Below are 10,191 nucleotides of genomic sequence, written 5' to 3' on the forward strand. Positions count from 1 at the left end.
CGGCGATCCGGAAGTCGAACGCCACCCGGGCCACGCCGGGCGGCTCAGCCCGCCAACGCCGCAGAGCGCACGGCCCAGTAGGCGGCGCCGACGACTGCGCCGATCACCATGGCCGGGCCGAAGGCAATGCCGCTCTTGGCCCCCACCCGACCCGCGGCCAGCAGCACGAGCGCGACGACGGCGTTGATGACGAACGCCGCCAACGTCCCGGCGAGCACGGCGGGCCAGCCCAGCCAGCCGAGGAATGCCCCGAGCACGCCGGAGAGTTTGACGTCCCCTAGGCCCAGGCCGGACGGGTTGATGAGCGCGAGCACGAAGTAGAACGCGAGCAGCGCGGCCGCCGCGGCGGCGGCCCGACCGAGCGAACCCCAGACATCGAACATCGCGGCCGTCACCGCCAGTCCGCCGAACACCACGGGGTACAGGGGCAGGACGATCTTGTCGGGCAGTCGGAAGACCGCGAGGTCGATAGCGATCAGGAGCGCGCACCCCACGGCGAGCGCGGCGAACGTCACCAGGTCGGCCCAGCCCAGAGCCAGGTACGCGGCGCCGAACCCGCCGGCCGCCGCCAGCACCACATGCAGGCCACTGCGCAACCACCGGGAATCGGACTCGGCGAGGGAGCGCATCCATCGCCCGAGCGCCGCCGCCGCCAGACCGGATACGACGGCCGAGGTCACGGCGATCACGAAGAGCATGTCAGGAGAACGCCTCCATCATGTTGATCGCGGTGGGTCCGAGCAGCACGATAAACAGTACGGGCAGGATGCACGTCAGGAGCGGGAAGATCACCTTGACGGGCACCTGCTGGGCCTTCTCCTCCGCGCGCTGGCGGCGCTTGAGCCGCATCTCGGCGGCCTGGGTGCGCAGGACGTCGGCCACGGAGATGCCGTAGGCGTCGGCCTGGATTATCGCGCGGACGAAGCGACGCAGGTCGGGCACATCGGTCCGCAGGGCAAGCGACTCGTAGGCAGTGCGGCGTAACTGGCCCACCTGGATCTCCTGCAGGGTGCGGATGAGCTCCTGCGCCAGCGGGCCGGTGCCGTTGCGGCCGGCGCGGGCCATGGCGGCGTCGAAGCCGAGGCCGGCTTCGACCGCGATGGTCATCTGGTCGAGGGTGTCGGCCAGTTCGAGCTGGATCTCGTCGTTGCGCTCCTGGCTGCGGCTGCTCAGGAGCAGCTCGGGCAGGAAGTAGCAGACCGCCGCCGTGCCCAGGACAAGGAGCAGAAGGAGCGGCTCCGGTCTGGCGCGGAACAGCATGAGGCCCAGCAGGATCACGATGAGCGGCAGGACGATCTTGGCTACCACTAGCCGCTGGAGTGACCAGCCCGTGGGTCGGCCGGCGCGGATGGTCAGCCTCTCGAGCCTGCGGATGGTGCCTGCCGGCGTGAGTCGGCGGGCGAACTCGTACAGGCGACTGCGGGAGTCGTCGTCGTCGACCCCGGTGAGGTCAACGGGCGCGGCGGCGTATCCCTCGTCGATCCCCCGGCGAAGGTTGGCGACGGTGCGCGCGCGGACGGTGTCACGGCCGGCGAATACCGCGAAGGCAATCATGAACATCGACGCGGTGAGGACGAACACGGCCACCGCGGCGGGCAGTGAACTCACGCGGGGCTCCTTTCGCGGGTCGAGGGGGGAGGGGAGGAAGGGCGACCCTGAGGGAGGGGGTCGGCCCCGTCAGAACTTGATGCGGACGACCTTGCTCAACCAGATGCCGCCGATGGTCAGCATCACGACGCCGGCCGCGATCATCCCCCAACCGAGCGGACTCTGAGTGAGGACGCCGATGTAAGCCGGGTTGGAGATGAAGAGGAATCCGCCGATACCGAACGGCAGCGCCATGAGGACGTAGGCGGACAGTTTGCCCTCGGCGGCGAGCGCCGCGACCTGCCGGCGGATCTGGTTGCGCTCGCGGATGGTGTGGCCCACGGCGTCGAGGACCTCAGCGAGGTTGCCGCCGACCTCCCGGTTGATCGCGATGGCCTGGGTGACCCACACGAAGTCCTGGCTGCCCATGCGCGCTGCGGTCTCTTCGAGGGCGGGGCCGAGGTCGCGGCCGACGCGGGTCTCGTTGATGATCCGCGCGAACTCCTCGGAGGTGGGCTGTTCGGCTTCGCGCGCGACGGACGCCAGCGCCTGCAGCATGGAGTGTCCGGCGCGCAGGCTGCTGGACATGAGCTGCAGGGAGTCGTCGAGTTGGTCGGCGAACTTGGCGCGACGGCGGGCGGCGAGGATCTGGAGCAGGGCGTAGGCGCCTGCGGGGGCGAGGAGTGCCAGGAACGCGCCCATCAGCGGACCGACGAGGATGAGGCCGAGGGCGAACGCGACGATCGAGGCGACGACGACGAGGAAGACGTAGTCCTGGAGCCCCATGCGGACTCCGGCGCGTTCGAGCTGGCCGGCTCCGGTGGTCCCGCGGCGGCGCAGGAGGGAATCGATTGCCTCGGTGGCGGCGGTGGCCGCGCGGCTGATCGGTCCGGGTCCTTCGGCCATGCCGGGCCGTCGGCGTTCCCGGGGAATCCGCCCCGGCGCGGGAGAGAGGATGAGGTAGCCGCCCGTGAGCAGCGCGAGCGTGAGGGCGGCGATCGCGAACCCCGCGGGGGACAGCAGCGTCTGGCTCATCGGATGGATCCGGGGTTCTCGGTGGTCGCGCCGAACACCCGTGGGGACAGGGTGATGCCGAGTTCGTTGAACCGGTCGGTGAAGCGAGGCCGGACGCCGGTGGCCTGGGGCTTGCCGAGGAACTTGCCGTCGGGGCCGAGGCCGGCGGAGTAGTCGAAGAGGAAGGCGTCCTGCAGGGTGACGGTCTGGCCTTCCATCCCCTGGACCTCGGTCACGGCCGTGACGCGGCGGGTGCCGTCGCGGAGCCGGGTGAGCTGGATGATCACGTCGACAGCTGAGGCGATCTGCTCGCGGATGGCCCGCAGTGGCAGGTCCATGCCGGCCATGAGGACGAGGGTCTCCAGTCGGGCGATGGCGTCACGTGGCGAATTGGAGTGGACGGTGGAGAGTGACCCGTCGTGGCCGGTGTTCATGGCCTGGAGCATGTCGAGGGTCTCTCCGCCACGGACCTCGCCCACGACGATGCGGTCGGGCCGCATACGTAGGGAGTTGCGCACCAACTCGCGAATGGTGATCTCGCCGCGGCCTTCGATGTTGGCCGGGCGGGACTCGAGACGGACCACGTGATCCTGCTGGAGCTGCAGCTCCACGGCGTCCTCGATGGTGACGATTCGCTCGCCCTCCGGGATGTAGGAGGACAGGACGTTGAGCAGGGTGGTCTTGCCGGAGCCGGTGCCTCCGGAGACGATGATGTTGAGCCGCGCCTCCACGCAGGCCTGCAGCAGCTCGGACATCTCCGGGGTGAGGGTGCCGAACCGGACGAGGTCGTGCACCTTGAACGGGTCCTTGGAGAACTTCCGGATGGTCAGCGAGGAGCCGTTGACGGCCAGTGGCGGGATGACGGCGTTGACGCGCGAGCCGTCGGCGAGTCGGGCGTCGACCAGCGGGGAGGATTCGTCGACGCGGCGGCCGATGCGGGAGACGATCCGCTCGATGACCTGACGGAGGTGTTCCTCCGAGGCGAACCTGGAGGGATGGCGGGTGAGCTGGCCTGCGCGTTCGACGAAGATCATGTCGGGTCCGTTGACCATGATCTCGGTGATCTCCGGGTCGTCGAGCATCTTCTCGAGCGGGCCGTGACCCAGCACGTCGGCCTGCACGTCGGTGATGAGGCGCACGCGCTGGTCGCTGGTGAGTGGGACGGTCTCGTCTTCGACGACCTTGTTGAGCTCGCTCCGCACCATGGCGTGGAGCTGCTCCTCGGTGAGCGAGGGGTTGTTCAGGCGGGCGCCGATGCGCTCGAACAGGGCGCTGGCCGCGCGCTCCTTGAGGGCGACCAGTGGATCGACAGTGGGATCGTCGGCGGGTGCGCTCCCCGTGGTCTTGGTAGACGGAGTGCTGGTGGCAGTGGCCGGCTTCGTCGTCGTCCCCGTCGGGGCGACCACAGCCGGTGTGGAGGGTGGCGCGGCGGGGGCCGACGATGCGGCGTCGGACGCGGGCGCGTCGGTGCCGGTGGCTCCCGGGGCGATGCGGGCCGCGCGGAGGCGTTCGGACAGGCTCATGCCTTCACCCGCTTCCGGCGGAGTCGGTGTCGACCGCCCTCTGCGGTCAGTACGGCGGCCGCGGTGGGGCGCATGGGGGCCGGGGTGAACCGGTCGACCAGCTTGCGCAGTTGCTTGGCCATCGCGTCGCGGCCGTCGCTCTGCAGCAGGGGGACTCCCTGGTTGACCGACACGGGGACTGCCTTGCTGCGGGGGAGGACCAGGTCGACGTCGGTGCCGATGGTGGCCTCGACGTCGGCTTTGGTGAGCCCGCTGCGGGGGTGGGCGAAGTTCACCACGACGTGCCGCTTCTCGAGGTTCAGTCCCAGGTCGCGAAGGATGTTCAGTTCCTTGCGAAGACCGCGTACCCCGGGCACGTCGAGGCTGGTCAGCGTGACCAGTTCGTCGGCCTGGTCGATTGCGGCGAGGGCGTGGTCGTCGAGCCCGGGGGCGGTGTCCACCACGACGTACCGGAACTCCGAGGCAAGGGTCTGCAGGAGCTGGGCCACGTCGGCGGCGGTGATGTCGTCGGCGTCGGCGGGCGAGGTCGGCCCGCACACGGCGTAGAGACCGGTCTGGTGCTGGGTGAGGAAGGTCTTGAGCACCATGGAGTCCTGGACGGCCGGGCCGCGGACCACGTCGAGGAGGGTGTGCTCGGGGTCCAGGTTGAGGGCGCTGGCCACGTCGCCGAACTGGACGTCGAGATCGACGATCACAGTCGAGAGCGGGGCTGTCCGGGCGAGGCCCACCGCGAGGTTGGTGGCGACGGTCGTCTTACCGACTCCACCCTTGGGCGAGACGACGCTGATGACGCGGCCCCGCGTGCTGGCGCTGCCGTTCATGGCGGGGTCGCCCGGCCCATGAGGTGCGGTCGAGGCGGCGACCTGGGCGGCCCGGCCGAGCACAGCGGCGAGCTCGCCGACCTCGGCGTCGGGATGCACCACGTCGCACGCGCCGGACCGGAGGGCGGCCAGAGCGAAGGCGTCGGGATGTTCGCTCACCAGCACCACGGCCATACCGGGGCACTCGGAGGCGAGGCGGGACGAGAGCTGCAGAGCCTCGTTACGGCCGGCGGCGACGTCGATCACGACGACCTGGGGGATGGCGACACCAGGTCCTAGCTGCTGGAACAGCTGCGACGGACCGGTTGGCAGGGGGCTTCCGGCGATCACCGAGATCGGCTCGCCGGTGGCGGTGGCGACCCTCCCGCGAAGGTCGGCGGAATCGGTGGCGATCAGTACGCGGCTCATCAGTAGAAGTCCCTCGAATCGACCTTGTCGGTGCCGTCCTGCGGAACGGTGGAATCCTCAAGGGATAGCCAGATGCTCCCGTGCTCGGCCGAGAACACGACGGATTGGGCCTGGTCAGTGGTGAGCGCCATCGTGATCATGGCGCCACCCTCTGGCACCGGAGCCGCGTCGGGGTTCTCGACTCCCTCGTTTGGTTGAGTCGCACCGAGCCCGCCCTGGACGCGGGTGACGAGGATCTTCCGCAGGACCAGGTGGGTAGATCCGTCGCCGAGGGTGACGAACACGCCGACCGTGTCCCCGGGAGTGACGGTGCCGCCGACGACTCGCGGTGCCTCGAGGGGGATGGTCACCTGGTGGTAGCCCTCCGGGACCGGGATGCCTCCGAACCGCTCCAGCGACTGCCGGGTAACGAATCGGGCGCCAAGGACCTGCTCGCCGGGCTGCAGGTCGGTCGCGGCAACTCGGCCGGCCACCTCTGCGAGAGACCGGACGGCATCGGGCCCGACTGCAGCCTTGGGCAGGCGCTGGGTCGTCACCGACGCGGCGACTTCTTCAGCAGGTGTCCCCTGGGCGATGGGTGCGGACACGACAAGCACCTCGATCGGGTCCATGTTCGCCATCGCGCGACTGTCGGCATTGTTGACGTAGCTGACGAGCAGGACGGCGCCGAGGATCGCGAGTACGCCGGCTGCGATGGCCGAGACAAGACGTCGGTTCATTGGCAGTTCTCACTCATCGGGTAGGAGGTACACGGCAGATGCGCCCAAGTTCGGCGCATCGGGGCCGTATTCGAAGTTGGGGTCAGTGCGGTGAAGCTCGGTGAAGTAGCCGCTGATGCAGCGCTGGCTGTTGCCGGTCTCCTTGCCTTTGCCCCCTTCATCGCCACCGCACGATAGGTCGCCCCAGCTCTGATTGGTGAAGTGGTATCCGGTCACGTGGAAGGCCGCGTAGCCGTACACGATGTAGTAGGCGTTACTGCCCGTTCCGATGGCATTGTTGGGGTCGGATTCGTCGAATATCGGTACGAGAATCGTTCTGTCGCGGATCGGCGAGAGATCACAGTGCTTGATGGTGTTGCCAGGTTCGCTGTACGCCCTGCCGTCGATCTCGGTCGTGACGTTGCAGCTCTTCATCTGATCGGTCTTCAGCCACCCGAAACCGCCTGGAACATAGTTGTTCTCGTTGTCTACCGGGCAACTGGCCGGCGTTGTCACGATTGTTTGCTCTACGCCCAGAGGGCGTCCCGCAATGGCGTGCTTTCTGACTTCACATAGCGGGAGAATGAGCGGAAGGACTGCCGTTCCGCCGGTCGGCGCCCCCCAGGCCGCACTTGCCCGGGTATTGAGTTCAGTCGAGTCGACACCGAGCACGGGGGCGAACCAATGCTGGCGTACGGCAGAGTTTTCGACGGTCACTCGTCCGGTCGTCTCATCGACATCGCTGGGGAGTCTTGCTTCGGCGTCGCCTGAGTTGCTGTTGGCGAGCGCCAGCGACTTCGCCGTTTCCAACGGGTCGCCGCAGGCGTGCCGTGCGCAATCCTGGGCGATGGCAAGCGCAGCAGCGTCAGCACCATTTTGGAGCTGTTGCTTCTCCGCGTGTGTCGCAGCAATGTCGAGCGAGATCGCGGCAAAACCCATGAGAGGAACCATGAGGATCGCGACGACGACAGCCACTGCGCCGCGGTCATCACTTAACCGAAGCATCGCATGGTCCCCTTGCCGGTAAGGGTTAAGTCTTCGATCGGAAGAAGACCAGATAGAAGTCCGAATGGGTACTCGATGGTCACTGATGCCAGGTCAGTAGTTGTGCCGGGCGCGGCGCAACCCGTGTCGGGGGTCACCGTGATCATGTCGACAGTGACATCGAGACCAACCGCGGACTCGATAGTCCGGACTTCCGCTGCGGTCGCACTATCTTGCAGTGCCATGACCCGGGCGCCATCACGGGCGGCGTTGGAGAGCGTCGTTTGTACGTGGTACGCGCGACCGAATTCGAGGATTCCGATGACCAGGAGCAGAAGGATTGGCAGTACGAGGGCGAATTCAACTGCGGCTGCTCCGCGATCACGTGAGGGCGTGAACATGGCGGCGCCTGAGGGGAGAGAAGCAGTGGGGGCGAGGGGGCGACGTTAGCCCCGGCGGTGCGAATTCTACGTATCCGCACCGCCGGGGCTGACCTGCTGCTTAGCCTCCGGCGGGTGCAGTGCCGGTTTCTAGGGCGGTCTCTGCACGACCGAAGAGGGCCGAGAGCTGATCCTCTAGCGCAATTACTGCCACGATGATCGCAATTGCAATGAGTCCGACCATCAGGCCGTACTCCACGGCCGTAGCGCCGCGATCCTTACGGTTGTCCAGGCGCTCAGAGAAGAAGGCCTGGAGAGTGACGAGCGCGTAGTACGCCTGGTTCATGATGAACCCTTTCTTGCGAGGGATTGAGCCGGCGGCTCGAGGGGGGAGGGACGCCCCCTCGGCTGTCGGAACAGTCTGTGACGGGGCTGAGAAGATTATGCACCCGCTTCTCAGGTTGTGCAAGCGTTCAGATATGTTTGCGTGATGAACTTCATAGGAGGCGCGCATTTGCCGTGCTCGCGGGTCTGCGCCCTGCGAGATATTCACCAGCGCAACGGGTCTCGGAGGCGCTGGTCTGCCCGCTCGAGCTCGGCATCAGGACGTCGGTCCGTTAGCGCGGCTGCGAGGTGAACGGCACCTGAGTAAGAAGTGCAAGTGACTTCTTACTTTGTGGTAGGGCCGGGGCGGGCGTAATCTGCCGCCCAATTGACCTGCCGCATATGCGGTTGCACGTCGGGTCTGCCTCGGTACCGTCACCCTCACGACGCCGTCCGAGGAGGTTTGTGATGACCGCACGCACCGTGTCCACCGCCCGCCGCGCCCGGAGGGGTTCGACCTTCGTGGCCCTGTCCGCAACCGCGCTCCTGCTGGCCTCATGCGGCACCGGAGAGGACTCTCCAGCCGCAGGGGGTGACGTCACGCCCCAGGACGGCGCGGGGAACACGTCCGAGACCAGCACCTCCGAGACCACCACAAAGACGTCCGGCCAGAACGCCGGCGGCCAGGCGTTCGCGACCGCCGAACTGGTGAACCCCGAGGGCGAACCGCGGGGGACGGCCGAGTTCGTCGAGTCCGATGGCGGCACGCTCGTCACGGTCAACGCGACCGACCTGGAGCCCGGCTTCCACGGCCTGCACATCCACGGCGCGGGCCTGTGCGAGCCCGACAGTGAGAACCCCACTCAGCCGGGCGAGCGGGGCGCGTTCCTCTCCGCCGGCGGGCACCTGGCCGGTCCCGGCGGCGAAGCCGGCCACCCCGAGCACGCCGGGGACCTGCCGACCCTCTACGTGACCGAGGACGGCACGGCCCGGATCGTCACGCTCACCGACCGCCTGGACCGCGACCTTCTCCTGGACGAGGACGGCTCGGCGGTGATGGTCCACGAGAACTCCGACAACCTCGCCAACATTCCCGAGCGCTACGCGCCCGAGGGGGCCGACGAGGAGACGCGCAACGCCGGCGACGGTGGGAGCCGCGCGGCCTGCGGGGTCGTCACTGAGCAGAACTGACACCGAGCAGAACTGACTACTTCTGCCGCGGCACCCGGCCCATGAGGTAGAACTCCGGATTCGGGCGCATGTCGGTGGCGTTCGCCAGCCGGTTGCTCAGCCCGAACAGCCCGGTGATCGCGGCGATGTCCCACGCGTCCTCGTCGTCGAGACCGTGCTCGTGCAGGGCGGCGAAGTCGGCGCCGCCCAGCTCGTCGGAGTGCAGGTTGACCTTGGTCGCGAAGTCGCAGATCGCCCGCTCGCGCGGCGTGAGGTCGGCCTTGCGGTAGTTCACCGCCAGCTGGTCGGCGAGCATCGGCGCCTTCTTGACGATCCGCAGGATCGCCCCGTGCGCCACCACGCAGAACAGGCAGCTGTTCTGCCCGGAGATGGTCACCACGATCATCTCCTTGTCCGCCTTGGACAGGTTGCCCTCGCGCTCCATCAGCGCGTCGTGATAGGCGAAGAACGCACGCGACTCGGCGGGGCGGCGCCCGAACATCAGGAACACCTCGGGCACGAACCCGGCCTTCTCCTGCTCGGCGAGGATCCGCTCGCGCAGGTCATCGGGCAGGTCGTTGAGCTCGGCGAGGGGATAGCGGTCCGACATGGAGGTCTCCGGGGCGTAGACGGGCGAGGGGTCGCCTCAGCGTAGGGCTCGCGCCCCACCCGCGCTCAGGACTCGCGGAGCTGACCCCACACGTGGACGTGGTCGATCTCCACCCACGCGTCCACGCGGGCGCGGTCGCGCACCGGGTACGGCTCGCCGGTGTAGTGCGTGCTCAGGGCGTCGATGCCGGACAGGTCCGGGTCGTCGGCGATCTCCACGACCCGCCCCTGGATGCTCGCGTGGGTGTACCAGTCCTCGGACGCGATGACGGACAGTGCCACCCGCGGGTCGCGCCGGAGGTGCTGCAGCCGCACGCGGCCGGCGTCGAGGTTGAGGTGGATCCGGTCGCCCTCGACCAGCCGGTACCAGGTCGGCACGGTGACCGGGGAGCCGTCCTTGCGCAGCGTCGCCATGACGGCCGGGTTGGGTGCGAGCAGGACGGCGCGGGTGTCGTCGTCCAGGTGGGAATCGGTCACGGCGGGGATCCTTCCATCGGCGTTGCGGTTCGCCCCCAGTGTGCGCTGCCCGACCGCGACGGCGCACGAACCGACCGGTAGCCAGATACCCCGCAGGGTTTTACGGTGGCTGATGTACCTGTTCCCCCAAGGAAAAAGGACGCAGCACAATGCTTTTCGTGTTTGGGACGCCCTTCGGAAAGCGCGGTTCTGATGA

General features: G+C 68.1%; 12 protein-coding genes. 1 reads left to right on the top strand and 11 read right to left on the bottom strand.

All coding sequences use genetic code 11. The features are described 5' to 3' along the window. Positions 1 to 44: 44 nt before the first annotated feature. The 9 genes from G6023_RS02665 to G6023_RS02705 all read right to left on the bottom strand — a co-directional run bounded on the left by G6023_RS02665 (position 45) and on the right by G6023_RS02705 (position 7,761). Entirely contained in the window at positions 45 to 698 is a 654-nt protein-coding gene (locus tag G6023_RS02665) for a prepilin peptidase (protein WP_182634017.1), read from the bottom strand. A gap of 1 nt (position 699) precedes the next feature. Next, a complete protein-coding gene (locus G6023_RS02670) occupies positions 700 to 1,608 on the bottom strand; it encodes a type II secretion system F family protein (protein WP_347570702.1) in 909 nt (302 codons plus the stop codon). Positions 1,609 to 1,677: 69 nt separating this feature from the next. Then, complete coding sequence (locus tag G6023_RS02675; RefSeq protein ID WP_182634018.1) at positions 1,678 to 2,622, bottom strand: type II secretion system F family protein; 945 nt, start codon at positions 2,620 to 2,622, stop codon at positions 1,678 to 1,680. Continuing rightward, entirely contained in the window at positions 2,619 to 4,124 is a 1,506-nt protein-coding gene (locus tag G6023_RS02680; protein WP_182634019.1) for a TadA family conjugal transfer-associated ATPase, read from the bottom strand. The genes G6023_RS02675 and G6023_RS02680 overlap by 4 nt, the downstream gene beginning before the upstream one ends. Next, on the bottom strand, positions 4,121 to 5,353 hold the full coding sequence (locus G6023_RS02685; protein WP_182634020.1) for a CpaE/TadZ family protein: 1,233 nt from the start codon (positions 5,351 to 5,353) through the stop codon (positions 4,121 to 4,123). Before G6023_RS02685 ends, G6023_RS02680 begins: the two co-directional genes overlap by 4 nt. After that, on the bottom strand, positions 5,353 to 6,072 hold the full coding sequence (gene cpaB, locus G6023_RS02690) for a Flp pilus assembly protein CpaB (protein ID WP_182634021.1): 720 nt from the start codon (positions 6,070 to 6,072) through the stop codon (positions 5,353 to 5,355). Before cpaB ends, G6023_RS02685 begins: the two co-directional genes overlap by 1 nt. A gap of 9 nt (positions 6,073 to 6,081) precedes the next feature. Beyond that, positions 6,082 to 7,026 carry a pilus assembly protein TadG-related protein gene (locus tag G6023_RS02695; RefSeq protein ID WP_347570703.1) on the bottom strand — a complete coding sequence of 315 codons (945 nt, stop codon included), beginning with the start codon at positions 7,024 to 7,026 and terminating at the stop codon, positions 6,082 to 6,084. A 17-nt stretch (positions 7,027 to 7,043) separates the two neighbouring features. Then, a complete protein-coding gene (locus G6023_RS02700; protein ID WP_182634023.1) occupies positions 7,044 to 7,436 on the bottom strand; it encodes a TadE/TadG family type IV pilus assembly protein in 393 nt (130 codons plus the stop codon). A 100-nt stretch (positions 7,437 to 7,536) separates the two neighbouring features. Beyond that, a complete protein-coding gene (locus tag G6023_RS02705; RefSeq protein WP_182634024.1) occupies positions 7,537 to 7,761 on the bottom strand; it encodes a Flp family type IVb pilin in 225 nt (74 codons plus the stop codon). Positions 7,762 to 8,207: 446 nt separating this feature from the next. On the opposite strand from G6023_RS02705, the gene G6023_RS02710 reads away from it, so the two are divergent. Then, positions 8,208 to 8,930 (top strand): superoxide dismutase family protein, encoded by a 723-nt coding sequence (locus G6023_RS02710; protein WP_154830132.1) that lies wholly within the window; start codon positions 8,208 to 8,210, stop codon positions 8,928 to 8,930. 16 nt (positions 8,931 to 8,946) lie between these two features. Here the strand turns inward: G6023_RS02710 and G6023_RS02715 are convergent, their stop codons facing one another. Together G6023_RS02715 and G6023_RS02720 are read right to left on the bottom strand one after the other, a co-directional pair. Next, the gene (locus tag G6023_RS02715; protein ID WP_182634025.1) at positions 8,947 to 9,519 is read right to left on the bottom strand and encodes a peroxidase-related enzyme; all 573 of its coding nucleotides are present in this window, start codon (positions 9,517 to 9,519) and stop codon (positions 8,947 to 8,949) included. A gap of 65 nt (positions 9,520 to 9,584) precedes the next feature. Further along, positions 9,585 to 9,995 (bottom strand): PPOX class F420-dependent oxidoreductase, encoded by a 411-nt coding sequence (locus tag G6023_RS02720; protein WP_067718824.1) that lies wholly within the window; start codon positions 9,993 to 9,995, stop codon positions 9,585 to 9,587. Between the last annotated feature and the right edge of the window lie 196 nt (positions 9,996 to 10,191).

Source organism: Dietzia sp. DQ11-71, assembly GCF_014144995.1.
Taxonomy (GTDB): domain Bacteria; phylum Actinomycetota; class Actinomycetes; order Mycobacteriales; family Mycobacteriaceae; genus Dietzia; species Dietzia kunjamensis.

Coding starts and splice junctions, on each gene's coding strand:
- G6023_RS02715 (WP_182634025.1), bottom strand. CDS start 9,519: ATGTCGGACCGCTATCCCCTCGCCGAGCTCAACGACCTGCCCGATGAC.
- G6023_RS02680 (WP_182634019.1), bottom strand. CDS start 4,124: ATGAGCCTGTCCGAACGCCTCCGCGCGGCCCGCATCGCCCCGGGAGCC.
- G6023_RS02710 (WP_154830132.1), top strand. CDS start 8,208: ATGACCGCACGCACCGTGTCCACCGCCCGCCGCGCCCGGAGGGGTTCG.
- G6023_RS02685 (WP_182634020.1), bottom strand. CDS start 5,353: ATGAGCCGCGTACTGATCGCCACCGATTCCGCCGACCTTCGCGGGAGG.
- G6023_RS02665 (WP_182634017.1), bottom strand. CDS start 698: ATGCTCTTCGTGATCGCCGTGACCTCGGCCGTCGTATCCGGTCTGGCG.
- G6023_RS02675 (WP_182634018.1), bottom strand. CDS start 2,622: ATGAGCCAGACGCTGCTGTCCCCCGCGGGGTTCGCGATCGCCGCCCTC.
- G6023_RS02700 (WP_182634023.1), bottom strand. CDS start 7,436: ATGTTCACGCCCTCACGTGATCGCGGAGCAGCCGCAGTTGAATTCGCC.
- G6023_RS02705 (WP_182634024.1), bottom strand. CDS start 7,761: ATGAACCAGGCGTACTACGCGCTCGTCACTCTCCAGGCCTTCTTCTCT.
- cpaB (WP_182634021.1), bottom strand. CDS start 6,072: ATGAACCGACGTCTTGTCTCGGCCATCGCAGCCGGCGTACTCGCGATC.